This window comes from Streptacidiphilus anmyonensis, from assembly GCF_000787855.1.
In the GTDB taxonomy this organism is placed as follows: Bacteria; Actinomycetota; Actinomycetes; order Streptomycetales; family Streptomycetaceae; genus Streptacidiphilus; species Streptacidiphilus anmyonensis.
In genome coordinates, this window is record NZ_BBPQ01000065.1 from 16,657 (window position 1) to 40,220 (window position 23,564).

21 protein-coding genes and 1 tRNA gene are annotated in these 23,564 nt (G+C 70.4%); 5 read left to right on the top strand and 17 right to left on the bottom strand.

Features of this window, described 5'->3' with window-relative positions; all coding sequences use genetic code 11:
• Positions 1-160: 160 nt before the first annotated feature.
• The 4 genes from TR50_RS43205 to TR50_RS34095 all read right to left on the bottom strand — a co-directional run bounded on the left by TR50_RS43205 (position 161) and on the right by TR50_RS34095 (position 4,085).
• Positions 161-1,222 (bottom strand): LppU/SCO3897 family protein, encoded by a 1,062-nt coding sequence (locus TR50_RS43205; protein WP_052441666.1) that lies wholly within the window; start codon positions 1,220-1,222, stop codon positions 161-163.
• A 183-nt stretch (positions 1,223-1,405) separates the two neighbouring features.
• Entirely contained in the window at positions 1,406-2,395 is a 990-nt protein-coding gene (locus TR50_RS34085; RefSeq protein ID WP_174514883.1) for an ABC transporter ATP-binding protein, read from the bottom strand.
• 36 nt (positions 2,396-2,431) lie between these two features.
• A complete protein-coding gene (locus TR50_RS34090; RefSeq protein WP_084701449.1) occupies positions 2,432-3,196 on the bottom strand; it encodes an ABC transporter permease in 765 nt (254 codons plus the stop codon).
• Positions 3,197-3,275: 79 nt separating this feature from the next.
• A complete protein-coding gene (locus tag TR50_RS34095; RefSeq protein WP_042431418.1) occupies positions 3,276-4,085 on the bottom strand; it encodes an ABC transporter permease in 810 nt (269 codons plus the stop codon).
• A 373-nt stretch (positions 4,086-4,458) separates the two neighbouring features.
• Between TR50_RS34095 and TR50_RS49900 the strand changes: the two genes are divergently transcribed.
• Positions 4,459-6,801: a transglycosylase domain-containing protein gene (locus TR50_RS49900; RefSeq protein ID WP_052441667.1), complete on the top strand. Its 2,343-nt coding sequence runs from the start codon at positions 4,459-4,461 to the stop codon at positions 6,799-6,801.
• 89 nt (positions 6,802-6,890) lie between these two features.
• Here TR50_RS49900 and lpdA read toward each other — a convergent pair whose 3' ends face one another.
• The 6 genes from lpdA to TR50_RS34130 all read right to left on the bottom strand — a co-directional run bounded on the left by lpdA (position 6,891) and on the right by TR50_RS34130 (position 12,759).
• Positions 6,891-8,294: a dihydrolipoyl dehydrogenase gene (lpdA, locus tag TR50_RS34105; protein WP_042431421.1), complete on the bottom strand. Its 1,404-nt coding sequence runs from the start codon at positions 8,292-8,294 to the stop codon at positions 6,891-6,893.
• 82 nt (positions 8,295-8,376) lie between these two features.
• Entirely contained in the window at positions 8,377-9,087 is a 711-nt protein-coding gene (locus TR50_RS34110) for a hypothetical protein (protein ID WP_052441668.1), read from the bottom strand.
• Positions 9,088-9,172: 85 nt separating this feature from the next.
• A complete protein-coding gene (locus TR50_RS34115; RefSeq protein WP_236654709.1) occupies positions 9,173-10,771 on the bottom strand; it encodes an MFS transporter in 1,599 nt (532 codons plus the stop codon).
• Between the two features lie 168 nt (positions 10,772-10,939).
• Complete coding sequence (locus TR50_RS34120; protein WP_160311232.1) at positions 10,940-11,758, bottom strand: DUF11 domain-containing protein; 819 nt, start codon at positions 11,756-11,758, stop codon at positions 10,940-10,942.
• 245 nt (positions 11,759-12,003) lie between these two features.
• Positions 12,004-12,309, bottom strand: coding sequence for a GroES family chaperonin (locus tag TR50_RS34125; RefSeq protein WP_042431477.1), 306 nt, complete (start codon positions 12,307-12,309; stop codon positions 12,004-12,006).
• A gap of 108 nt (positions 12,310-12,417) precedes the next feature.
• On the bottom strand, positions 12,418-12,759 hold the full coding sequence (locus TR50_RS34130) for a DUF3618 domain-containing protein (RefSeq protein WP_042431429.1): 342 nt from the start codon (positions 12,757-12,759) through the stop codon (positions 12,418-12,420).
• 132 nt (positions 12,760-12,891) lie between these two features.
• Here TR50_RS34130 and bcp point away from each other — a divergent pair, with 132 nt between their 5' ends.
• On the top strand, positions 12,892-13,359 hold the full coding sequence (gene bcp / locus TR50_RS34135) for a thioredoxin-dependent thiol peroxidase (RefSeq protein WP_042431431.1): 468 nt from the start codon (positions 12,892-12,894) through the stop codon (positions 13,357-13,359).
• 64 nt (positions 13,360-13,423) lie between these two features.
• On the opposite strand, the gene TR50_RS34140 is transcribed toward bcp, so the two are convergent.
• Positions 13,424-15,778, bottom strand: a complete 2,355-nt coding sequence (locus TR50_RS34140; protein ID WP_042431433.1) for a glycosyl hydrolase family 18 protein — start codon at positions 15,776-15,778, stop codon at positions 13,424-13,426.
• A 102-nt stretch (positions 15,779-15,880) separates the two neighbouring features.
• Positions 15,881-17,437, bottom strand: a complete 1,557-nt coding sequence (locus tag TR50_RS34145) for a carbohydrate binding domain-containing protein (RefSeq protein WP_042431435.1) — start codon at positions 17,435-17,437, stop codon at positions 15,881-15,883.
• 258 nt (positions 17,438-17,695) lie between these two features.
• On the opposite strand from TR50_RS34145, the gene TR50_RS34150 reads away from it, so the two are divergent.
• A tRNA-Leu gene (locus TR50_RS34150) sits at positions 17,696-17,779 on the top strand.
• 98 nt (positions 17,780-17,877) lie between these two features.
• On the opposite strand, the gene rdgB is transcribed toward TR50_RS34150, so the two are convergent.
• The 3 genes from rdgB to TR50_RS34165 all read right to left on the bottom strand — a co-directional run bounded on the left by rdgB (position 17,878) and on the right by TR50_RS34165 (position 19,553).
• Positions 17,878-18,480 (bottom strand): RdgB/HAM1 family non-canonical purine NTP pyrophosphatase, encoded by a 603-nt coding sequence (gene rdgB / locus TR50_RS34155; protein WP_042431437.1) that lies wholly within the window; start codon positions 18,478-18,480, stop codon positions 17,878-17,880.
• Between the two features lie 5 nt (positions 18,481-18,485).
• Positions 18,486-19,211, bottom strand: a complete 726-nt coding sequence (rph, locus tag TR50_RS34160) for a ribonuclease PH (protein ID WP_042431439.1) — start codon at positions 19,209-19,211, stop codon at positions 18,486-18,488.
• Between the two features lie 108 nt (positions 19,212-19,319).
• On the bottom strand, positions 19,320-19,553 hold the full coding sequence (locus tag TR50_RS34165; protein ID WP_042385714.1) for a PTS sugar transporter subunit IIB: 234 nt from the start codon (positions 19,551-19,553) through the stop codon (positions 19,320-19,322).
• A gap of 203 nt (positions 19,554-19,756) precedes the next feature.
• Here TR50_RS34165 and TR50_RS34170 point away from each other — a divergent pair, with 203 nt between their 5' ends.
• Together TR50_RS34170 and TR50_RS34175 are read left to right on the top strand one after the other, a co-directional pair.
• The gene (locus TR50_RS34170) at positions 19,757-21,004 is read left to right on the top strand and encodes a PTS transporter subunit EIIC (RefSeq protein ID WP_042431443.1); all 1,248 of its coding nucleotides are present in this window, start codon (positions 19,757-19,759) and stop codon (positions 21,002-21,004) included.
• Positions 21,005-21,145: 141 nt separating this feature from the next.
• Positions 21,146-22,378, top strand: coding sequence for a PTS transporter subunit EIIC (locus TR50_RS34175; RefSeq protein ID WP_042431444.1), 1,233 nt, complete (start codon positions 21,146-21,148; stop codon positions 22,376-22,378).
• A 15-nt stretch (positions 22,379-22,393) separates the two neighbouring features.
• Here the strand turns inward: TR50_RS34175 and TR50_RS34180 are convergent, their stop codons facing one another.
• Both TR50_RS34180 and TR50_RS34185 read right to left on the bottom strand, forming a co-directional pair.
• A complete protein-coding gene (locus TR50_RS34180) occupies positions 22,394-23,143 on the bottom strand; it encodes an MBL fold metallo-hydrolase (protein ID WP_042431445.1) in 750 nt (249 codons plus the stop codon).
• Positions 23,144-23,295: 152 nt separating this feature from the next.
• Positions 23,296-23,484: a helix-turn-helix transcriptional regulator gene (locus tag TR50_RS34185; RefSeq protein WP_042431447.1), complete on the bottom strand. Its 189-nt coding sequence runs from the start codon at positions 23,482-23,484 to the stop codon at positions 23,296-23,298.
• Between the last annotated feature and the right edge of the window lie 80 nt (positions 23,485-23,564).

The following is a 23,564-nucleotide window of genomic DNA, read 5'->3' on the forward strand; positions in this document are numbered from 1 at the left end:
GCTCGGCGCGGCGGCGCCCGGCGAGCAGCCGGTGGCCAGGGCGAGCGTCAGCGCCGCCGCCGTCGCGGTCGCCGCGACCGTGCGGCCGGTCCGCCGCCGCCTGCTCCGATTCATGCGGACCATGCTGCACGTGGTCTGGACCAACCGCAATCAGCCGTGATCAGGCGGCGTACTGCTTGAGGCAGAGCACGAAGTCGTTGCCCTCCTCGGTGTGCGTGTACGTCGTCGGGGCGGTGGCCGGGCAGCCGCTGCTCGACGTGGTGCCGGTCAGCCTCTTGACCACCAAGTACGACCCGCTCGCGCAGGTGACGACGCGCAGATCGGGGTTGGAGTCGCTGCCGTAGTTCTTGACGCACTGGCCCTCGACGGCGAAGTCGCCGGACCCGGCGTTGGGCGAGTCGGCGGGCAGGGTCGGCTGCGCGGTGTCGGTCGGCAGGTCCGTGGGGAAGTCCGTGGGCAGATCCGTCGGCGAGTCGGTGACGACGGGGAGGTTGCCGCCGCTGTCGTCCGTGCTGCCGCCGCCCGACGCGGCCGCGACGATCAGCACCAGCAGCGCCAGGAACGCGATGACGGGCACCGCGAAACCGGCCGCCTGCGGGCGGTTCATCAGCGGCTTGCCCGGATCCATCGGCGGGCCCTGCCGGTACTCCGGCTCGGGCAGCGCCTTGATCTTGTTATAGGAGACCAGGTTGACGAGCAGGGTGATCGGCGTGATGAACGCCGAGCCCAGGCCCCACCAACCCTGCACCAGGGTCTGGCCGGACATGTCGCGGATGGCCGCGGTGCCGCAGGTGCGGCAGAACGGGCCCTTCAGCGACCGGAAGGTCATCAGCCAGATCATGCCGCGGTGCGCGCGCACGGTGACGTCCACCGCCGGGGAGCCGCCGCAGAACCGGCAGTTCACCCCGTTCGGCTGCCCCCAGCCCGGCTGGCCCATCGGTGCCTGCTGCCCGTACGGCGGCGGAAAACCGGGCTGCTGCGGCATGCCCGGCGGCGGGGGAAAGCCTGCCTGCTGCGGGATGCCGGGCTGCGCCGGCGCCTGGGGATAGCCGTAGCCGGCCTGCTGCGGGATCGCGTCGTACGGGCCCTGCGGCTGCGCCACGGGCTGCGGCGGCCCGTAGGGGTTGGACTGGCCGTACGGGTCCGGCGCCCCGTACGGGTTCGGCGCGCCGTACGGATTGCCGGGCGGCTGCGGCGGAGTGGCCACGGAGGTGTCCCCCATCGAACGGTCTGTTCCCGTGCCGATCTGACACACGGACAGCTGGGACCTTATCTGCTCCTTACGCCACCCCGCCGACCGCCCCCGCCCACCGAGACGCGGACGCGCCGGACGCGCCGGACGCGAACGGCAAACGCCGACGGGGAACGGGGAAGAGGGAACGGGGACCAGGAACGGGGGCCGGGACTACCCGATCCGGGCGACCGTCGCGGCCGTCCGTTCCGCCTCCCCGTACATCCGCGCGATCACGTCCTCGATCTCCGGCTCCCGGACGGACAGGTCGCGCAGCTCGTAGCGCCCGGCCAGCTCCGCGACCAGCGGCGCGGCGCTCGCCGAGGCGGGGAAGGCGAGCCACTGCCGGGTGCCCTCGCGGCGCACCAGGCGGGTGCCGTGCAGCTCGATCGGCGGCAGCTCACGCTCCAGGTCCACCACCAACGTCCGTTCGCTGCGCCCCTGCCGGTGCAGACCGTCGAGCCCGCCGTCGTAGACGACGCGACCGTGGTCGATGACCATCACCCGCGAGCAGAGCTGCTCGATGTCGGTCAGGTCGTGGGTGGTGAGCAGCACGGTCGTGCCCCGTTCCGCATTGGTCTGGGCGAGGAACTCCCGTACCCGGCGCTTGCTGACGACGTCGAGGCCGATGGTCGGCTCGTCGAGGTAGAGCACCTCCGGCTCGTGCAGCAGCGCGGCGGCGATGTCGCCCCGCATCCGCTGGCCGAGCGAGAGCTGGCGCACGGGCACGTCCAACAGCGGTCCGAGCTCCAGCAGTTCGACGCAGCGGTCGAGGTTGCGGGCATAGGTCCCGGCCGGGATCCGGTAGATGCGGCGGGCCAGCTCGTAGGAGTCGCGCAGCGGCAGGTCCCACCACAGGGTGGTGCGCTGCCCGAAGACGACGCCCATGCGCTGCGCCAGCCGGACCCGATCGCGCACCGGGTCGGCGCCGGCCACCCGCAGTCGGCCGGTGCTGGGCAGCAGGATGCCGGTCAGCATCTTGACGGTGGTGGACTTGCCGGCCCCGTTGGGGCCGATGTAGCCGACCATCTCGCCGCGCCGGACGGTGAAGTCCAGCCCGGCGACGGCGTTCACCACCTCCCGGGTACGTCGCAGCCGCCCGGCCCGGCGTCGCACGACGAAGCTCTTCGTGACGCCCTCGACCTCGATCAGCGTCTGGTCCATGTCGGAAGCCCTTCCCTGAGGTGTCGTCATCTGTCGTCAACTGCCGGTGCTGCGGTAGGAGCGCAGGCCGGTGCGCCACAGCAGCCCGGCCGCCGTGGCGCAGAGCAGCGCCGCGAGGGGCGAGGCGAAGCGGAACCAGGACGGCAGGCCCAACGGGTCGTCGCGTCCGAGCAGGTACAGCGCGGGCAGCCAGTTCACGAAGGCCAGCGGCACGCCGAAGACGGTGCCGCGCACGATGTCCCTGGCGTAGATCGTCGGCGGGTACTGCAGCATGGTCGCGCCGCCGTAGGTGAAGGAGTTCTGCACCTCCGCGGCGTCGGCCATGAAGAAGTGACAGGCCGAGCCGCCGACGAAGACGGACCCGAAGATCACCGTCCCGCACAGCACCAGCGAGGCGAAGACCAGGACCTTCAGCGGCGTCCAGGACAGGTCCAGCCGCAGCAGCGACCAGGTCAGCACCGCACCCGACTGAAGGACCCGGCCGATCCGCCGCAGTGCGAACCGGTCCCCGGCGATCTGCGCCAGCGCGGGCACCGGGCGGACCAGGACGGTGTCGACGGACCCCTCGCGCACCCGCACGCCGAGCTGGTCCATGCTGCCGACGAAGATGTCGGCCAGCCCCAGGGTGACGCCGGAGGTCCCGTACAGGAAGGCGACCTGCGGCAGGCTCCAGCCGCCGAGGGCGTGGGTGTGCAGGAACATCACGACGATGACGACGAAGTCCATGCCGGAGGCGGCGAGGTTGCCGGCCATGGTCATCCAGAACGAGGCGGGATAGGCGAGCGCGGCCCGGATCCACATCCGCACGATGTGCCCGTAGCAGCGCACCGCGTGGACCACGTCCCACCGCGCCGCGCCGCCGCCCACGAAGGAGCGTGTCTCAGCCACCCTGGACCACCACCTTCCGCACCGCGCGGGACTGGACCAGCCGGCCGAGCCCGAGCAGCACGACCGCCCAGGCGAGCTGCACCCCGAGCGCGCCGAGCGCGCCCGCCGCGTCGTCGTGCTGGAGGAAGACGTCGGCGGGCACCTGGAAGACCGCGATGAAGGGCAGCGCGCGGGCCACCGCCTCCAGCGCGGGCGGGAAGACGGTGACGGGGAGGAAGAAGCCGCCGAAGAAACAGGAGGTCAGGTAGTAGACGAGCTGGATGCCGCGCAGGTCGAGCAGCCAGAAGCCGGTCAGCGCGACCAGGTAGCGCAGCGCGTAGCTGACGACCAGTGCCAGCGCGAGGGCCAGGGCGGTCGCGGCCCAGCCCGCGACCACGTCGACGGCCGACCCCTGTGGCAGGCGCAGATGGAAGGCGAGTCCGCCGACGAGCATCGGCACCAGGGCGTTGGTCAGCAGCTGGTACCCGGCCCGGCCGGCGTCGACGGCGAGCCACCAGCGCTGCTGGTCGACCGGGCGGAACAGGTCGACGGCGACGTCGCCGTTGGCGATCCGGGTCTGCAGGTCGGCGAGGGCACCGAGGTCCCCGACCGCGAGGAGGGAGAGCAGCCCCTGTCCGATCCAGACGTAGGTGATCGCCGCGGACAGGTCGTAGCCGCCGAGGTGCGGGCGGACGTGCCACAGGGCGATGTAGGTGTAGGTGAGGATGAAGCCGAAGACGGTGTTGGTGAACACCCGCGCCCAGGTGGCGGCACGGTAGGTGGAGTAGCGCCGGAAGCTGCGGAGACAGACTGCGGCGTACATCACACTCCTTTCTGTACGAACGCTGTACGGCCTGGTTGCCGACTCGGATGTCGACTTGTCGACAGGCATGGCGACGGGCCCGCGCCGTCACGCGGGAACGCCGAAATGGCCCCGTTCGTCGACACCCGGGGGGGGTGCCACGAAGGGGCTGATGCCATCGCTCTTCGGTTGTGGTGCGGTGTGATGCCGCTCTCACAGAGTAGCGAAGACGGGCCGTGAAGTGTCACAGCACCGCCACAAAGGTCCCGCGAGCGGGGTACGCCATTCGCCCACCAAGGGACAATCCGGCAGAGTAGACCAGAATGCCCTGATTGGGGCGTTTAACGATCAAGTAGACGAGTCAGCGGACGAGAGCCACCGGAGCACGACGTACATGGGCAGCAGCAACAAGGGCATGGACGATCCGGACAGCCTCGCCAATCCCATGACCGGCGGCACTCTCGAGGCCGAGGACCGGGCCGAAGGAGGCGGAATGGGCGCCAGCGGGCGCGATCGACGCCGCGCCAGGACGGCGGCGCGGAAGGCGAGGCGCAGGGCGCTCCCCTGGTACCGCCGGATCATCCCCACCTGGCGGATGGCACTCGGCGGCCTGTTGACCGCGGTGGTGCTCGGCGTGGGCGCCTTCATCGGCATCTACCTCTACGTGGAGCCGCCGAACGCCAACGCCGCCGCCGTGGCCCAGGCCAACATCTACTACTACTCCGACGGCAAGACCGTGATCGGCCAGACCGGCACGATGAACCGGACCATCGTCCCGCTCAGCCAGATCTCGCCGCAGATGCAGCAGGCCGCCGTCTCCGCCGAGGACCGCACCTTCTACTCGAACCAGGGCGTCAGCCTCACCGGCATGGCCCGCGCCGCCTGGGACACCCTGCGTGGCCAGGGCGTGCAGGGCGGTTCGACCATCACCCAGCAGTACGTGAAGAACTACTACCTGAACCAGGACCAGACGGTCAGCCGGAAGATCAAGGAGTTCTTCATCTCGCTCAAGGTCGACCGGACCGAGTCCAAGAGCGACATCCTGGCCGGCTACCTGAACACCTCCTACTTCGGCCGCAACGCCTACGGCGTGCAGGCCGCGGCGCAGGCCTACTTCGGCGTCAACGCCTCCCAGCTGAACGCCGAGCAGAGCGCCTACCTGGCCGCCCTGCTGCAGGCTCCCAGCGCCTACGACGTCGGCATCGCCAGCGCGGCCGGCAAGCAGGCCGCGACGGACCGCTGGAACTACGTCCTGGACGGCATGACCAAGCTCGGCTACCTGACCCCGGAGCAACGCGCCGTGGCCAAGTTCCCCGCGGTCAAGCAGACCACCGGCATCAAGGGCCTGTCGGGCCAGGCCGGTTACCTGGTCGACATCGCCGACAACTACCTGTTCAGCAACAACGTCATGACCCGCGACGAGCTGGCGCGCGGCGGCTGGAAGATCGTCACCACCTTCGACAAGGGGGACCAGACCGCGCTGGCCTCCTCGGTGAAGGACGAGTTGAACAGCCTGAAGTCCAACTCGGCCAAGGCCAAGTACATCCGTGCGGGAGCGGCGTCCGTCGAGCCCTCCACCGGCAAGGTGATGGCGGCCTACGGCGGCCCCGACTACGTGAGCCAGCCGTACAACGACGCGCTGCGCACCGACATCCAGATCGGCTCGACCTTCAAGGCGTTCGACCTCGCGGCGGCGCTGCAGAACCACGCCACCACGCAGGACGGCCGGACGATCACCCCCTACACGACGTACGACGGCACCAGCGGCCGCCAGGTCGTCGGTCTCCCGCCGAATGTCGCCTCGTACAGCCCGCCGAACGAGGACAACGTCAACTACGGCCAGATCAGCGTCAGCTCGGCGATGGCGAAGTCGGTCAACTCCGTGTTCGCACAGCTGGCCGCCGATGTCGGCCTGGACAAGGTCCGCGCCGCCGCGATCGCCGCCGGGCTCCCCTCTGACACCCCCGGCATGAGCGCCGCGAACGCCTCGATCGCGCTGGGCACCGCCGAGCCGAACGCGGTCCAGGTGGCGGCCGCGTACGCGACCTTCGCCAACCACGGTGTGCAGATCGCCCCGTGGTCGGTGCAGTCGGTCACGCACGACGGCGAGGCGAAGACGATGCCGCAGCACACACACCAGCAGGCGTTCAACCGCAGCGTCGCGGACACTGTCACGCAGGTGCTCCAGGGCGTCATCAACAACGGCACCGGCTACGCCGCCCAGGCGCTGGGCCGCGAGGCGGCGGGCAAGACCGGCACCACCGACAACAACCAGTCCGCCTGGTTCACCGGCTACACGCCGCAGCTGTCCACGACGGTCGGGCTCTTCGCCCAGCAGGGCGACTCCAGGCGCCTGTCCCTGGGCACGGCCGCGGGCATCACCCGCGTCAACGGCGGCTCCTACCCGACGGAGATCTGGACGAACTACATGGAGCAGGCCCTGTCCGGCCTCCCCTACGAGAGCTTCGACCTGCAGACCGGCAGCTACTACGTCCCGCCGGTCACCACGCCCTCGACCACCCCGAGCCCGTCGGCGACGACGCCGGCCAACCCGACGCCGAGCGCGCCGCCGAGCCAGACCCCGGTCAACCCGTACCCGACCCAGACGCCGTCGACGCCGCCCTGGACGCCGCCGGTCACCCCCAACCCGACGCCGTCGAACCCGACCACGCAGCCTTCACCGCAGAACCCGCAGGGGAACATCCTGTTCCCGCGGCACGCGGTCAAGACGCCGTAGTCCGGCCGGGCCCGGAACGCACGGGAGGGCACGGAGCCGTCGGCTCCGTGCCCTCCCGTTTCGGACCCTCCGCCCGCTGCCGGGCCGGGTCAGAAATTGATCATGTGACCGGCCAGGCCGTGGATGGCCTCCTTGACGGCCTCGCCCAGGGTCGGGTGGGCGTGGACGTTGCGGGCCACCTCGTTGACGGTCAGGTCCCACTGCTGGGCCAGCGTCAGCTCCGGCAGCAGCTCGGTGACGTCCGGGCCGATCAGGTGGGCGCCGAGCAGCTCGCCGTACTTGGCGTCAGCGATGATCTTGACGAAGCCGCCCGGCTCGCCGATGCCGTGCGCCTTGCCGTTCGCGGTGAACGGGAACTTGGCGACCTTGACGTCGAAGCCCTGCTCGCGCGCCTGCGCCTCCGTCCAGCCGAAGCTGGCGATCTGCGGCTGGCAGTAGGTGGCACGCGGGATCATCACGTACTCCAGCGACATCGTCTCCGCGTCGCCGATGGTCTCGGCCGCGATGACGCCCATGGACTCGGCGGCGTGGGCCAGCATCAGCTTGGCCGTCACGTCACCGATCGCGAAGATGTGCGGCACGCTGGTCCGGCAGTACTCGTCGATGTCGATCGCGCCGCGCTCGGTCAGCTTCACGCCGGTGTTCTCCAGGCCGTAGCCGGTGACGCGCGGGGCGAAGCCGATGGCCTGCAGCACCTTGTCGGCCTCCAGCACCTGCTGGGCGCCGTCCTTGCCGGTGACGGTGACGCGGACCTTCTCGCCGCTGTCGTCGATGGAGTCGACCCGGGTCGAGGTGAGCACCTGGATGCCGAGCTTGCGGTAGCGCTTGGCCAGCTCCGCCGAGACCTCGGCGTCCTCGAGCGGGACCATCCGGTCCAGGAACTCGACGATGGTGACCTTGACGCCGTAGTTGTGCAGCACGTAGGCGAACTCGACGCCGATGGCGCCCGCGCCCGCGATGATGATGCTCTCGGGCAGGGAGTCGCTGAGGATCTGCTCCTCGTAGGTGACCACGCGGCTGCTCAGCTGCGTGCCCGGCAGCAGGCGGGTGGTCGCGCCGGCGGCGATGATGCAGTGGTCGAAGGTGACGGTCTCGGTGCCGCCCTCGACGAGGGCGACCTGCAGGGTGTTGGCGTCGACGAAGTGGCCGCGGCCCTGGAACTGCCGGATCTTGTTCTTCTTCATCAGGAAGTGGACGCCCTTGACGCGGCCGTCCGCGACCTGGCGGCTGCGCTCGAACGCCGCCTTGTAGTCGAAGCTCACCTTGCCGTCGACACGGATGCCGAAGGTGTCGGCCTCCTGGGTGAACAGGTGCGCCAGCTCGGCGTTGCGCAGCAATGCCTTCGAGGGGATGCAGCCCACGTTCAGGCAGACGCCGCCCCAGTACTTCTCCTCCACGATCGCCGTGGTCAGACCCAGCTGCGCGGACCGGATCGCGGCCACGTAACCGCCGGGACCGGCCCCCAGCACCACCACATCAAAGTGCTCACTCATGCCCCGGACTCTACGCCCAACCGGGGCCCTCCACCCGGCCTGTGATCGACGAGACAGCCGGGTCGCACGAAGCGCCGTCGCCTCACAGCTGCGCGTGCGACCAGTCGACGGGCTGCGGCGACACCTGCGGCTCGCCGACGTTCAGCTGGATGTCCTCGTGCTCCTGGAGCGTGATGGTCCGCGGGTCGCCGGTGAACGCCTTGCCGTTCACGTAGGCGGTGACGTGTCCGGTGGCGGGCCCCACCTGGTTCGCGGACAGCGGCTGCTTCCAGATGTCGAAGAACTGCCCGAGGGTGTACTGCTTCTGGCTCGGGGACTCGACGTGGATGATGCCGTCCTGGGCGTGGGTGTGCAGCCAGTAGTAGCACTGGCTCGCCGAGACGAAGGTGCCGCCGTTCACGGTCGACGGCACCGGCTGGACGACGCCGACGCCGTACGGGACGCTGCGCTGCTGGCCGTTCACGTAGACCGCCAGGTGGGAGTGGATGTGGTAGGCCACCTGCTCGCTGGCGTCGCAGGAGATGCCGTCGACGGTCTGCCCGCTCGCGGCGGAGCTCACCGACGCCAGCACCGGTCCGCTCTGCAGGGCGATGCCCTCCGGCCCCGTCCCGGACGAACTGGAGGAGCTCGGGAAGTTCACCACGACCACCGCGATGATCCCTCCCACGACGACCACCGCGCCCGCGGCGATCAGCACCCGCCGCCTGCGCTCGGCACGCCGCTCGGCGGCCCGCTGCGCCTCGACCTTGGCCCGGACCCCACGACGGTCGGGCCCACCTCTGCCCGTGGACATACCTCCAGCGTGGACGCCCCGCCGCCGGGTCGCCACCGCAGCCGGTCGCGGCCCAGAGCCCCGGCCTCCCGATCCCCCCGGGGTGTCAGCCGTCGGAACGGCGCGCGGATCCGGGCTGGGTCGTCGGCATCCGCTGCACGAAGAACAGTCCGAGGAGCCCGGCGAACGCGAGGATCGCCAGGCCCGCCTTGAGGCCGTCGATCCGGGCGTCGGCGTAGGCGTCGAGAGCGGCCCGGCTCGCCTCCGACCGCGCCCCGGCCTTGTCGAGCGCGGCCTGGAGCTGGGCGTCCGAGACGAACGGGACGCCGGCCGCGAGCTGCACCGAGACCTGGCTCTTGGCCTGGGCGGGGATCGCCGGGCTCTGCTCGATGTTGCTCAGGAAGGACGCGGTCATCACCCCGATCATGATCGACCCGGCGAGCGCCGTGCCGATGGAGGAACCGAGGTTGGTGACGGTGTTCTGGACGCCTCCGACGTCGGCGCTCATCTCGTCCGGCACCGCGGAGACGGTCACCGCCCCCAGCTGGGAGGCGAGCGCTCCCATGCCCAGGCCCACCAGCAGCAGCGGCACTGTGGTGACCTCCGCTCCCGAGGTGGTGTCCAGGGCCGCCATCAGCACCACCGCGCCGGTGATCATCGTCAGCAGTCCGAGCCGTACGACGCGCCGGGGGGACACCTCCGGCAGCAGACGGGGGATGCCGACCGCCGCGAGGAGAAGCGCCAGCGACAGGGGCAGGATGCGGACCCCGGTACCGAGCGCGGAGAGGCCGAGCGCGACGGACAGGTAGAGCGGGACGACGAAGAACACGCCCATCTGGATCAGGTACTGGAAGAAGAACATCGTCAGGCCGCCGGAGAGCTGCCGGTTGCGCAGCATGTCCAGGTCCACCAGGGGCTCCCGGCCCTGCCGCGTCAGGCGGGCCTCCCAGCGGAAGAACAGCCATATCACGAGCACGCCCGCCAGCATCAGCCAGACCACGGGCGAGACCCCGAACCACGACGGCTGGCCGGGCTTCGGAGTGAACCAGCCCCACTCGTCGGAGCGGAGCACCCCGTAGACGAAACCGCCCAGCCCGAGAGCCGACAGCACCGCGCCCACGACGTCGACCCGGGGACGCCGGTCCGGCTGCGCGTCGGCCACGTGACGCGCGAGCAGCAGGATGCCGAGGACCACGACGACCTCCCCCGCGAACACCCAGCGCCAGGAGAAGTACGTGGTCGCGATGCCGCCGATGAGCGGCCCCAGCCCGATCGCGACGGCTCCGGCAGCCGCCACCAGTCCGTAGGCGGCGGGACGCTGCCGCTCCCCGAAGTTCGCGGCGACGAGCGCGACGATCGCGGGCAGGATCAACGCCGCGCCGACGCCCTCCAGGAACGACCAACCCAGCAGCAGCACCGGAAGGTTGGGGGCGACGGCCGTGGTGAGGGAGCCGCAGCCGTAGACGACGCACCCGATCATGAAGGCGCGCCTGCGGCCGATGATCGCGCCGACCTTGCCGCCGGGAATCATGAGCACGGCCATGACCAGGGTGTAGGCGGTGATCGCGCCCTGGATCCCGGTCACCGTGGTGCCCACGTCCTTGGCCACCGTGGCGATCGACACGTTCATCACGGAGCTGTCGAGCGCCATCAGGAACTGCCCCGAGGCAAGCGTCAGCAGGACGAGCCTCGCGGCGCCCGCCATCGCGGGCGGGCCATTCGCAACGTCGGTTCTCGCGGCCATGCCGCATTGTCCCGCCGCGGGCCCGCGGCTCCCGCCCGCCCCGCCGGTGCGTCCTTCGAAGGACGAGGAAGCCCGCCCGATCCGGGTGGATGCGGGCGGGCTGTCCGGGCTCGGCGCGTGCGACGAGGGTCAGTGGTGGCGGCAGTGGCGACGCGGTGGCTTGACCACGTTGGTGATGTGGGTGACGTGCGTGGTCCGACTGACCTTCACGTCCGCCTTCGCCTTGGCCTTGGCGCCGGCGCTGTTGTGGTTCGAGTTGCGCGCGCTGTTGTTGTTCTGGTTGACGACGGTGACGTTGACCGACGCGGGCTTCCCGTGGGGCCCGTCGGCATCCTCGTCGCCCCGCTTGACCTTCGTCGGGTCGAGCACCGTGACCGGCGCGAGCAGGTCGAAGCGGCTGCTGCTGGACAGGGTGGCCGCGTTGGTCACGAGCGCGGGCGCGTTGTCGGCGACGTCGACCAGCAGGTAGATCGGCGGGTACTGCGTGTTCGGGGCGAGCGGGCCTGGGCGCGAGCAGGTGAGCGTGGGCAGCGAGCAGAACCACCCCGCGCCGTTGATCGCGGTGGCCGTCAGACCCGCCGGGAGCGTGTCGCGCACCGTCAGGAACGCGATCGGGGAGGAGAAGCCGGGGCCGTAGTTGGACACCGTGATCGTGTACAGCGCGTTGTGCTGACCCCGGTGGAACTCGCCGTCGTGCGACTTGGCGATGCTCAACGAGGGGGGAGGGGGCAGCGGGACACGCTGCTTCCCCTGCTGGGCGCTGTTCCGCGCCGGCGCCGGCTTGGAAGCCGCGTGGGTGAGCGGGTGGAGGTGGACCGGGGCGGCGTGGGTGCCCCCCGGCTGAACGCGCGGCGCGGGCTTGAGGCCGGCCGCGCCCGCGGCGGGAGCGGTCACGGCGACGACGACGGCGCTCGCCACCAATGCGGCGGCTATACCGGGACAGCGCATGCTGATCTCTCCTGATCTCTCAAGCGCGGGACAGCTATGCACTCTACGTAGCTGTCGACCACGCTCTGTCATCGCGAGCCTAGGAGGTCCCACGCCGCGCCGCTCGGCGAGTACGCCGGGCGGGGGTGGGCGGATGCTGCCGCAGTCCTCGGCGTCGGGACGGATGCCCGCCGGGGCATGCCGAAGGGCCCGTCCATCGGGTCAAGTCCCGTGGACGGGCCCCTCGGTCAGCCCTCGCCACAGCGCTACAGGTACAGCCCCGTGCTGGTGCCGTCGGCGTCGCTCACCCGCTCGGACGCGACCGCGTGGATGTCGCGCTCGCGCAGCAGCACGTAGATCGTGCCCCGCACCTCGACCTCCGCGCGGTCCTCCGGGTCGTACAGGACCCGGTCACCCGGCTCGATGCTGCGCACGTTCTGGCCCACGGCCACGGCCTCCGCCCACGCGCATCTTTTAGAAAGCTCGGCGGTCGCCGGGATGAGGATGCCGCCGGTCGACCGGCGCTCGCCCTCCAGGCCCTCGGTGCGGACCAGGACGCGGTCGTGCAGCATCCGGATCGGCAGCTTCTCGCCGAAGGATGAGTCGTGCTTCTTGCTCACAGTCCCGTCCGCCACAGTCTCGTCCGCGTTCACGCCTGAAACCGTACAGGCAGCCGGTGGCTACTTCTTGCGGCGGATCAGCACCAGGCCGATCACGACCGCGCCGGCCACCGCCGCCACCGGGACGATCCGCTCCTTGCGCGGCCGCCCCTTCTCGTCCACGAACTGCGCCTTGAGCTGCTCCACGCCCCGGTTCACCGCGACGAACGCCTGGCCGACGGTACGGTCGACGGCGCCCTTGGCCTGGGCCTTCGCCTCGTTCATGATCGTGGAGGGGTGGACGGCCACGGCCAGCTCGTCGAGCGTCGCCGCGAGCTGCGCGCGCGTACGGGCGATGTCCGCCTCGATCTGGGCCGCGCTCCGCCGGTCCCGGCTCTCGTCCCTGGTGCTGACCTCGCCCACGAGGACACCCTCTCTCGCTCGCTCGCCGACTGCTACTGCTCTTGGACAGTCTGTCAGGTCGCGCCCGGCCGTGCGCAGCGGCACCCCGGCTGGTACACCGCAGGGAGCGGGCGGGGGCGGTACCGTCGCAGCATGAGTGCCCGACTTTCCCCCGGCGACGCCGCTCCCGCCTTCACCCTGCCCGATGCGGACGGCAAGCCCGTCTCCCTCGCCGACCACCTCGGCCGCAAGGTCGTCGTCTACTTCTACCCGGCCGCGCTGACGCCGGGCTGCACCAAGCAGGCGTGCGACTTCACCGACAACCTGGACGCGCTCGCGGAGGCCGGCTACGACGTCATCGGCGTCTCCCCCGACAAGCCCGAGAAGCTGGCGAAGTTCCGCGAGAAGGAGCACCTGAAGGTCACCCTGGTGGCCGATCCCGAGAAGGAGGTGCTCCAGGCCTACGGCGCCTTCGGTGAGAAGACGATGTACGGCAAGACCGTCACCGGCGTGATCCGCTCCACCTTCGTCGTCGACGAGCAGGGCAAGGTCGAGCACGCCTTCTACAACGTGCGGGCCACCGGCCACGTCGCCAAGCTCATCAAGGACCTGAAGATCTGATCCCGACATGCGGGAAGGCCCCGGCGCGCCGCCGGGGCCTTCGCGTCCTGCTGCTTGGTGCTGCTTACTGCATGGAGCTGTTCATCGCGTTGATCAGCGAGCCGGAGGCGTCGTCGCCCTCGAAGCTGAAGGCGAAGATGCCGCCCAGGCCGTTGGTGGTGGCGTACTGGCCGCGCGCGGTGATCGCCTGCGGGGTGTCGCCGGTGTAGAAGTTCGTGCCGTCGTAGATCCACGAGCTCTGCGTGGTCGGGTCCCAGTGGACCGTCGAACCGGTCGTCAGACCCTTGGCCGCCAGCTCCTTCCAGTCGGCGATGCCCGCCTCCTGGGTGTAGGTCTGGGCCGGGCTCGCGCCGGTCGCCGACTGGTAGAGGCCGTAGTCGCTGCCGGCCGGGACGCCGGTCCAGCCGCGGAAGTAGAACGGGACGCCGAGGACCAGCTTGGACGCCGGGAAGCCGCCGGTGATGCCGTAGGCGGAGTCACCCGTGGTGTACGCCTTGATGGTCTCGTCGATGTTGTACTTCGCGGTTCCCGGGGCGATGGGGTTGCTCGGGTCGCTGGAGGTGTCGTGCAGCGGGTCCTGGAAGTTCGTCGGACCGGTCGAGTCCCACGCGCCGTGCATGTCGTAGGTCATCAGGTCGCCGTAGTCCAGGTACTTGGAGATGGCGGCCGGCTGGATCAGCGCGATCTTGTCCTGGCCGGACGGCAGGGCCGCGGTCAGCATGTAGTGCTTGCCCACCGTCGCGCCGTAGGCGTCCAGCTCGCTGCGGAACTCGCCCAGCAGCGCGGTGTAGTTCGCGGTGTCGGCGGCCGAGTAGTGGTTGCCGGTGTGGCCGCCGGCCGAGGCCGGGTACTCCCAGTCGATGTCGATGCCGTCGAAGAGGCCCGCCGCGGAGCCGGCGCCGCCGGAGGCGTCACCGGAGACGCCCGTCGGCAGGTTGCCCTTGATGAACATGTCGAGGCAGGAGGAGACGAACTTCTTGCGCGACGCGTCGGTGGCGGCCACGTCGGAGAAGTACTTCGAGTAGGTCCAGCCGCCGATGGAGAGGTTGATCCGCAGGTTCGGGTACTTCGCCTTCAGCTCGCGCAACTGGTTGAAGTTGCCCTTGATCGGCTGCGACCAGGTGTCCGAGCTGCCGTCGACCGAGATGTCCGAGGTGTAGGACTTCTGGTAGTCGGCGAAGGCGTCGCCCGCCCCGTCACCGGCGTTCGGGTCCGACTCGTTGGTGGAGTCCGAGGCCTTGACCGTCTCGAAGCAGGTCAGGTTGGTGGGGTCGATGTTCTCGAAAGCGTAGGTGACGACCTTCATCCCCGCAGCCGCGCCCGAAGTGCCCACGTTCTTCGGGTAGTAGGCGTTGCCGTAGATCGACCACTGGTCGAAGTACGCGGACTTCATCGCGCCGGTCGGCGCCGCCCCCGTGGTGACGGTGATCGGCGTGGACTGCGCGGAGGCGTGGCCGTCCTTGTCGTAGCCCTGCACCGTGAAGGTGTAGCTGGTGTTCGGCAGCAGCGAACTGACCGTCACCGTCGGGCCCATGGCCGTGGCCATCAGGTTGGCGCCGCTGTAGACGTAGTAGCCGGGGGTGTCGCCGGTCTGCGAGTTGTCCGTGGAGGCGGTCCAGCTCAGCGTCACCGCGTTGTTGGTGACCTTGGCGGTGATGCCGCCCGGCGTCGAGACCAGGCCGTCGCCGCCGGGGGCGGTGCCGCCGCCGCTGGTGGAGGTGGGGCTCGGCGAGGCGGAGGCGGAGGCGCTCGCGGACGGGCTCGCCGAGGTCGCCGACGCCGACGGGGACGGGGACGCGCTGGCGGAGGCGCTCGCCGACGGGCTGGCGCTGGTCGCGCTCGCGGACGGCGAGGCGGAGGTGGTGCCGCCGCCCGAGCCCGCCGGGCCGGTCAGGCTGACGTCGTCGGCGTAGTAGGTACCCTGGCCGTACCAGCCGTGCGTGTAGACCTGCACCGAGGTGGTGGACGCGCCGGTGGTGAAGCTCGTGGTCAGCTGGCCGTAGCTGCTGTTGGACGGCGTCCAGGTGCTGGCGCTGACGCCGGTGCCGGTCGCACCGAGGTACACGTAGGCGCCCTGCACGTAGGCCGAGAGCGTGTACGTGGTGTTCGGCTGGACCGCGACCGTCTGGGTGCACTGGGCGTCGTCGCTGGAGTTGGCCGCGCCCTGGAGGGCGTGGCTGCCGCCGTGCACCGGTGAGCCGACCACCGAGTCCAGCGTGGAACAGGACCAGCCGGTCAGGTTGCCGGTCTCGAAGTCGCCGTTGGTCACAAGGTTGGTCGCGGCGGCGCTTGCGCCGGTCAGGCCGGCGGCGAGGGCGACCGTCCCGGCCACGAGGGCGGTGGCGGTCACGAGCGCGGTGGTGCGCCGGGACTTCCGGTCCGGGACCGCGGGTCGTGGGGGCAGGGCACGCTGGTGCATGGAGCGACTCCGTGGGTCGTGGGGGTGGTGGTGCGGTGGTGACCACCCGCGCCGGGGTGTGGGGCCCTCCGGCGCGGGTGGGGACTCGTGACTGACGTGGGGTCAGCCGTTGTACTGCGTGAGGATCTTCGTGAAGTCGTAGGGGTTCTGCGTCACGCTGGAGCAGGCCCCGTCGGCCCAGTTGTGCGGGACGCTCGGGTCGCAGGCGCGGTCGCGGTTGACGTCCCAGTAGGAGAACGCGGCGGCGTGGTTGGCCTGGACGTAGCCGAGCAGGTCGGTGAAGGTCGACTGGGTGTACAGCTCGCTGGGCTGGTCGGTGTGACCGTTCATCAACTGCACCGAGAGGTGCGCCCACGCGGTGGCGGCGCTCCAGCCGTACAGCGTCTGCAACTGCGAGACGGTGTCGGCGGCGACGGTCTCCGCGGCGGCGGTCTGGGTGCCGCTGGTGAGGCCGAAGTCGAAGTCCATCAGGTTGACCCGGTCGATCCGGGCGCCGTCGTTGATCGCCTGCTGGATCTCGTCCCGCCCGGTGTCCGGCAGGCCGACGGTGGTCGCCGGAATGGTGAGCGTGACGAGGAGGTTGGGGTTCGCCGCCTCCAACTGCTTGATGGCGCCCCAGCGGACGGCCATGTTGGAGTCGAGTGCGGTGTTCTCCCAGTCGAGGTCGATCCGCTTGAGGCTGTACTTCGTGATGACCTGCTGATAGGCGGCGGCCAGGGCGGAGCTGCTGCCGCAGGACGAGCCGAGCTCGGTCCCGTTGTAGCCGCCGAAGGAGACGGCGACGTCGCCGCCCGCGGCCCGGATCGCGCTGACGTCGGCGGCGACGGCGGTGTCGGACGAGACGGGGTTGCTCGCGTTGCCGCCCCAGGCGGGCGTGCAGCCACCGGAGTCGAGGACGAAGGCGAGGTTGAACTGGTTCTCGCCGGAGCCGGCGACGATGTCGGACACAGCCTGCGGGGAGTTGTCCAACGGCATGAAGTAGACGGGGTGGTGGAACCCGGTGTCGACGGGCGGCGGGGTCGTCCCCGTGCTGCTCGGGCTCGCGGTCGGGCTCGCGCTGGCGCTGGCGCTCGCACTCGCGCTCGGGCTCGGGCTCGTCGAAGCGCTGGCGCTCGCGCTGGGCGAGGAGGTCCCCCCGCCGGTCGGCGCCGGGCCGGTCAGGGACAACTGGTCGGCGCCGAAGGTGCCCTGGCCGTACCAGCCGTGGACCCACACGGTCACCGAGGTGGTGTTCGCGCCGGTGGTGAAGGTGGTGGACAGGGTGCTCCAACTGCTCGCGCCCGGCGTCCAGGTGCTCGTGTCGGTGGTGCCGGTGCCGGTGTCGCCGAGGTAGACGTAGTTCCCCTCGACCTGCCCGGACAGCGTGTAGGTCGAGCCGGGCACGACCGCGACGGTCTGCGAGCACTGCGCGTCGTCCTGCCCGGCGGGGGTTCCGGAGAGTGCGTAACTCCCGGCGGCGACAGGGCTGGTGACCACCTTGTCGTTGACGCTGCAACTCCAGCCGCCGAGGTCGCCGGTCTCGAAGCCGCCGTTCGCCAGCAACTGCCCGCTCGCCGCCTGTGCGGCGCCGCCGACCAGCGCCAGCCCGCCGACCCCGAGCAGTCCGGCGGTACACGCCGCGAGCACGGCTTTGACTCGTACGGGACGTCTGTCTTCCATGCCTGCTGCCTCCGCGAGGTATCGACTGCGCCCGCAGATAAATTGGCCTGGACCAACCCCGACCGTCAAGACCCCATTTGGCAACGTGTCACTTAAGCGCACTTAAGGTTCACCGAAGCGGCAGCTCAGCGCGATGACAGCCTGAACTGGCCTAGTCCTATTGGTCTCAACCACAGGGCTGAGACCGGTTGGGTGCGACCGTCCGGGGCATGGCCTCGGAGACACCGGACCGGGAGGTTGAGTACGATGTCCCTGCATGCGGCTGTGGCGAAGCAGGCAGACGCGCCAGGTTTAGGTCCTGGTGGTGGTGACACCGTGAGGGTTCGAATCCCTCCAGCCGCACGGAAGCATTACCTTCACATCGAAGGCCGAAGGCCCGCCCCCGAGTCTCTCGGGGGCGGGCCTTCGCGCGTCGGCGGGCCTCGGCGGCTGCGGGGGCGTCAGCCCAGCAGGTCCTGAAGGATCGGGGCCAGGGCGCGGAAGGCCTCGCCGCGGTGGCTGATGGCGTTCTTCTGGTCCGGCGTCAGTTCCGCGCAGGTGACGGTGTAGCCGTCGGGCTGGAGGATCGGGTCGTAGCCGAAGCCGAAGGAGCCGGCGGGCTCGAAGCGCAGGGTGCCGCGCAGGCGGCCCTCGACGACGCGCTCCTCGCCGTTCGGGAGGGCGAGCGCCGCCGCGCAGGCGAAGTGCGCGCCGCGGTGCGGGTCGGCGATGTCGGAGAGCTGGGCGAGCAGCAGTTCCAGGTTGGCGCGGTCGTCGCCGTGGCGGCCGGCCCAGCGGGCGGAGAAGATGCCCGGGGCGCCGCCGAGGACGTCGACGCAGAGCCCGGAGTCGTCGGCGACGGCCGGCAGGCCCGTCGCGCGGGCGAGCGCATGCGCCTTCAGCAGCGCGTTCTCCGCGAAGGTCACGCCCGTCTCCGCCACGTCCGGCACCTCGGGGAAGGCGTCGGCGCCGACGAGGTCGACGTCCAGGCCGGCCGCGCCGAGGATCGCGCGCAGCTCGCCGACCTTGTGGGCGTTGCGGGTCGCGAGGACCAGCTTGCGCATGCCGCTCACCCCTCCAGGGCCTTGCGCTGGATCGCGTCGAGCTCGGCGCAGCCGAGCTGGCCGAGGTCCAGCAACTGGTTCAGCAGGTCGCGGTCGAAGGGCGCGCCCTCGGCGGTGCCCTGGACCTCGACGAAGCGGCCGTCGCCGGTGCAGACGATGTTCATGTCGGTGTCGGCGCGGACGTCCTCCTCGTAGCAGAGGTCCGTCATCGGCACGCCGCCGATGATGCCGACGCTGACGGCGGAGACCGCGCCGACGATCGGCTCGGCCTTCGCCCGGGTGATCTTCTTGGCCTGCGCCCAGCGGACCGCGTCGACGAGCGCGACGTAGGCGCCGGTGATCGCCGCGGTGCGGGTGCCGCCGTCGGCCTGGAGGACGTCGCAGTCCAGGGCGATGGTGTTCTCCGACAGGGCGCGCAGGTCGATCACGCCGCGCAGCGAGCGGCCGATCAGGCGGCTGATCTCGTGCGTGCGGCCGCCGATCTTGCCGCGGACGGACTCGCGGTCGCTGCGGGTGTTGGTGGAGCGCGGCAGCATCGCGTACTCCGCGGTCACCCACCCCTCGCCGCTGCCGCGCCGCCAGCGCGGGACGCCCTCGGTGACGCTGGCGGTGCACAGCACCTTGGTGTCTCCGAAGGAGACCAGGACAGAACCCTCGGCGTGCTTGCTCCATCCGCGTTCGATGGTGATGGGACGGAGCTCTTCGGGGCTGCGGCCGTCGATGCGAGTCATGGCACCGACCCTACCGAAAGCCGGGCGGTGAGATTTGACCGATATACCCGGCCGGCCCCTCCGGTCGGAGGGGCGGTCGCCGGGCGGGGCCGACGGGTCGTCAGCGCGTCACATCATGTCCTCGATGTCGGCGGCGATCGGGTCGGCGTCGGTGCCGATGACGACCTGGATGGCGGTGCCCATCTTGACGACCCCGTGCGCCCCGGCGGCCTTGAGCGCGGCCTCGTCGACCAGGGAGGGGTCGTGGACCTCGGTACGGAGGCGGGTGATGCAGCCTTCGACCTCTTCGATGTTGTCGATGCCGCCGAGTCCGGCAACGATCTTCTCAGCCTTCGTGGCCATCTGGTCTCTCCTGTTCTGGGCCGGGAGCACCAGTTTCAGGGCGCCGTCCCGGTCTGTCGCGTCAACGCACTAATGGCTCAACTTCGCGAGCGAAGATCACCAAGCCGTCCGAGGATGTGCACTGTCGGGCACGCCTCACACCTGAATGGTCTACACCACTTGACGGCCCCGGCCAAACGCGGGGAGAGGGGAGAGGAGTCGAGATGAGCTCGGCGCAGGCCGTCGCGGGACCCACCGCCTGGCAGCGGTTCTACAGCGGCCTGCAGAAGATGGGCCGCAGCCTGCAACTGCCCGTCGCGGTCCTCCCCGCCGCCGGAATCCTGAACCGGCTGGGCCAGCCGGACGTCTTCGGGAACCAGGGCCTGGGCTGGGACAACGTCGCCAAGGTCTTCGCCGCGGCCGGCGGCGCCCTGCTCGGCGCCTACATCGGCCTGCCGCTGCTCTTCTGCGTCGGCGTCGCCATCGGCATGGCCAAGAAGTCGGACGGCTCGACGGCGCTCGCGGCCGTCGCCGGCTTCCTGGTCTACCGTGCCGTCCTCGACGCCTTCCCGACCAAGGACGGCCTGGCCGGCCACCTGCCCTACCCCGGGCAGAACCCCGGCGTCCTCGGCGGCATCCTGCTCGGCCTGCTCACGGCCTACCTCTGGCGGCGGTACCACCGCACCCGGCTGCCGGACTGGCTCGGCTTCTTCAACGGCCGCCGCCTGGTCCCGATCATCATGTCCGGCGTCGGCCTGGTCCTGGCCGTCGTCTTCGTCAACCTGTGGCCGCCGATCGGGAACGCGCTCGACCACTTCAGCACCTGGCTGACCAGCCTGGGCTGGCTGGGATCGGGCATCTTCGGCGTCGCCAACCGCCTGCTGGTGGTGATCGGCATGCACCAGCTGATCAACACCTACGTGTGGTACCAGTACGGCACCTGGTACTACCAGGGCCAGATCTACCAGGGCGACATCCCGCGCTTCCTGCACCACGACCCGAGCGCGGGCATCTTCACCACCGGCTTCTTCCCGATCATGATGTTCGCCCTCCCGGCCGCCGCGCTCGCCATGGCCCACTGCGCCAAGCCGAGCCGCCGCAAGGAGGTGACCGGCATGATGGTCTCGCTGGGCCTCACCTCGATGATCACCGGCGTCACCGAGCCGATCGAGTTCTCCTTCGCCTACCTCGCGCCGGTCCTGTACGGCATCCACGCACTGCTCACCGGCGTCTCCATGGCCGTCACCTGGGCGCTCGGCGTGCACGACGGCTTCACCTTCTCCGCCGGCCTGATCGACTACGCGCTCAACTGGAACCTGGCCACCAAGCCCTGGCTGATCCTGCCGGTGGGCGCGGTCTTCGCCGTCGTCTACTACGGCCTGTTCCGGTTCGCGATCACCAGGTTCGACATCAAAACCCCTGGTCGCGAGGAGGACGCCGACGAGCTGGAGGCCGCCAACATCCGAGACTGACCTCCCGCAGGACGAGGATTGCGCATAACATCACAACTCCGACACGGAACGCTCCGCTCCGGTAAAGCCGTGCTAAGAATGGTCTACACCACGTGGTCTAAACCACCGTGGGTGTGGACCATTACTTCGTTAGGGAACACCATGAGCGCAACCACCGCTGCCCCGGTGGCCCCCGCAAAGAAGCGGGGCTCGGGCGCCTTCCAGGGACTCCAGAAGCTGGGCCGGAGTCTCCAGCTGCCGATCGCCGTCCTGCCCGCCGCCGGCATCCTGCTGCGGCTCGGCCAGCCCGACGTCTTCGGCGCCCAGGGCCTGCACTGGGGCAAGGTGGCGGCCGTCTTCGCCGCGGCCGGTCAGGGCGTCTTCGACAACATGCCGCTGCTGTTCTGCATCGGCGTGGCGATCGGCTTCGCCAAGAAGGCCGACGGCTCCACCGCGCTCGCCGCCGTGGTCGGCTTCGTGGTGTACCACAACGTCCTCACCGCCTTCCCGGCCGCGGGCTCGGTCACCGCCGCCACGCCGAACGGGACCCCGCAGAACCCGGGCGTCCTCGGCGGCATCGTGATCGGTCTGCTCGCCGCCGTACTGTGGCAGCGCTACCACCGCACCAGGCTGGTCGACTGGCTCGGCTTCTTCAACGGCCGCCGCCTGGTCCCGATCCAGATGGCCTTCGTCGGCACCCTGGTCGGCGTGCTCTTCGGCGTGACCTGGGGCACCGTCGGCGGCGGGCTGGACCACTTCTCCAACTGGCTGATCGGCCTCGGCCCGCTCGGCGCCGGCATCTTCGGCGTGGTCAACCGGCTGCTGCTGCCGATCGGCATGCACCAGTTCGTGAACACCTTCTTCTGGCAGCAGGTCGGCACCTACCACGGCGTCCACGGCGACCTGAACCGCTTCTTCGCCGGCGACCCGACGGCCGGTCAGTTCATGAGCGGCTTCTACCCGATCATGATGTTCGGCCTTCCGGCCGCCGCCCTGGCGATCGTGCACACCGCACGCCCCGAGCGCCGCAAGGTCGTCGCGGGCATGATGCTCTCGGTCGCGCTGACCGCGTTCGTGACCGGCGTGACCGAGCCGATCGAGTTCGCGTTCATGTTCATCGCGCCGGTGCTCTTCGTCATCCACGCGCTGCTGACCGGCGTCTCCATGGCGGTCACCTGGGGGCTCGGCGTCCACCACGGCTTCACCTTCTCGGCCGGCCTGCTGGACTACGTGCTCAACTGGCACTTCGCCACCAAGCCGTGGCTGATCATCCCGATCGGCCTGGTCTTCGCGGTGGTCTACTACGTGCTGTTCCGCTTCGCGATCGTGAAGTTCAACCTGACCACCCCGGGCCGCGAGCCCGAGGAGGAGATCGAGGACGTCACCAAGGCGTAGGCCCCCGACCCCGCCTCAGATCTCGTACACCGCGCCCGGTCGAGCCAGCTCGACCGGGCCGTCGTACGTTCCGGCGGCGTCGGAGGCGTTGCGCTCCGGGTCCGTCCACGGCGGGATGTGGGTCAGCACCAGCCGGCGCACCCCCGCCGCCGTCGCCAGCTCGCCGGCCTGGCGGCCGTTGAGGTGGACGTCGGCGAACTCCTCCTTGCCGTGGGTGTACGCGGCCTCGGAGAGCAGCAGGTCCGCGCCCCGGGAGAGGTCGACCAGCTGATGGCAGGGACCGGTGTCGCCGGTGTAGACGAAGGACCGGCCGTCGTGCTCGACGCGGAAGCCGTACGCCTCGACCGGGTGGGCGACCTGCGCGGCGGTGATCGTGAACGGGCCGAGCTCGAAGACTCCCTCGCTCAGCGTGCGGAAGTCGAAGACGCCCTTCATTCCCGGGTCCTCGTCCATGTCCCCGTACGCGCGGGCCAGCCGCCCGGCGGTGCCGGTCGGGCCGAAGACGGGCAGCGGCGCGGGGCAGCCCTCGAAGCGGTAGTTGCGGGCGACGTAGTAGGCGAGCAGGTCGATGCAGTGGTCGGGGTGCAGGTGGCTCAGCACCACCGCGTCCACGTCGTAGAGCCCGGTGTACTTCTGCAGCGCGCCCAACGCGCCGTTGCCCAGGTCGAGCACGAGCGTGAAGCCGTCCGCCTCGACCAGGTAGCACGAGCAGGCCGACTCCGCCGAGGGAAAGCTCCCGGAGCTCCCGACCACCGTCAGTTTCATGCCGCGCCCTCCGCATGCTCACATCCACGGCTCCGTCGCCGTGAGGTCGTGAGGTCGTGAGCTACGAGGGTACGGCCGGGGCAGGTCCGCAGGTCCGCCCGCCGGGCCGGTTGTGTTCGGAATCACCAGGAAGGGGGCCCCTGGTTTCGCGCTCATCGACGGTTGTGCGGGCGGCGTCGCACCCACGCTCGGATCGTCTCCGGATACCAGCGCGGCTGCCCGAAGGAGGTCACCACGTCGGGCGCGGGGAGAATGCCCTGCCTGCGGTAGGACTTGACCGTCTCGGGCTGCACGCCGATGTGCGCGGCGATCTCCCGGTAGGACCACAGCTCGGTGGACATGCGGGGGCCTCCTCCGTCGAACGCGGAACAGCGGCTGGACTGCGAGGAATCCAGCGTTTTCCGGCCCAACGAGAGGAAGC

Coding starts and splice junctions, on each gene's coding strand:
- TR50_RS34125 (WP_042431477.1), bottom strand. CDS start 12,309: ATGCTGCACGACCGCGTCCTGGTCCGCACCGAGGGCCTGGAGGGCGAG.
- TR50_RS49900 (WP_052441667.1), top strand. CDS start 4,459: ATGGGCAGCAGCAACAAGGGCATGGACGATCCGGACAGCCTCGCCAAT.
- TR50_RS34180 (WP_042431445.1), bottom strand. CDS start 23,143: ATGAAACTGACGGTGGTCGGGAGCTCCGGGAGCTTTCCCTCGGCGGAG.
- lpdA (WP_042431421.1), bottom strand. CDS start 8,294: ATGAGTGAGCACTTTGATGTGGTGGTGCTGGGGGCCGGTCCCGGCGGT.
- TR50_RS34175 (WP_042431444.1), top strand. CDS start 21,146: ATGAGCGCAACCACCGCTGCCCCGGTGGCCCCCGCAAAGAAGCGGGGC.
- TR50_RS34115 (WP_236654709.1), bottom strand. CDS start 10,771: ATGGCGGGCGCCGCGAGGCTCGTCCTGCTGACGCTTGCCTCGGGGCAG.
- rdgB (WP_042431437.1), bottom strand. CDS start 18,480: ATGCGCAAGCTGGTCCTCGCGACCCGCAACGCCCACAAGGTCGGCGAG.
- TR50_RS34145 (WP_042431435.1), bottom strand. CDS start 17,437: ATGGAAGACAGACGTCCCGTACGAGTCAAAGCCGTGCTCGCGGCGTGT.
- TR50_RS34185 (WP_042431447.1), bottom strand. CDS start 23,484: ATGTCCACCGAGCTGTGGTCCTACCGGGAGATCGCCGCGCACATCGGC.
- TR50_RS34090 (WP_084701449.1), bottom strand. CDS start 3,196: ATGTGGATCCGGGCCGCGCTCGCCTATCCCGCCTCGTTCTGGATGACC.
- bcp (WP_042431431.1), top strand. CDS start 12,892: ATGAGTGCCCGACTTTCCCCCGGCGACGCCGCTCCCGCCTTCACCCTG.
- TR50_RS34095 (WP_042431418.1), bottom strand. CDS start 4,085: ATGTACGCCGCAGTCTGTCTCCGCAGCTTCCGGCGCTACTCCACCTAC.
- rph (WP_042431439.1), bottom strand. CDS start 19,211: ATGACTCGCATCGACGGCCGCAGCCCCGAAGAGCTCCGTCCCATCACC.
- TR50_RS34120 (WP_160311232.1), bottom strand. CDS start 11,758: ATGCGCTGTCCCGGTATAGCCGCCGCATTGGTGGCGAGCGCCGTCGTC.
- TR50_RS34165 (WP_042385714.1), bottom strand. CDS start 19,553: ATGGCCACGAAGGCTGAGAAGATCGTTGCCGGACTCGGCGGCATCGAC.
- TR50_RS34170 (WP_042431443.1), top strand. CDS start 19,757: ATGAGCTCGGCGCAGGCCGTCGCGGGACCCACCGCCTGGCAGCGGTTC.
- TR50_RS34110 (WP_052441668.1), bottom strand. CDS start 9,087: ATGTCCACGGGCAGAGGTGGGCCCGACCGTCGTGGGGTCCGGGCCAAG.
- TR50_RS43205 (WP_052441666.1), bottom strand. CDS start 1,222: ATGGGGGACACCTCCGTGGCCACTCCGCCGCAGCCGCCCGGCAATCCG.
- TR50_RS34140 (WP_042431433.1), bottom strand. CDS start 15,778: ATGCACCAGCGTGCCCTGCCCCCACGACCCGCGGTCCCGGACCGGAAG.
- TR50_RS34085 (WP_174514883.1), bottom strand. CDS start 2,395: ATGGACCAGACGCTGATCGAGGTCGAGGGCGTCACGAAGAGCTTCGTC.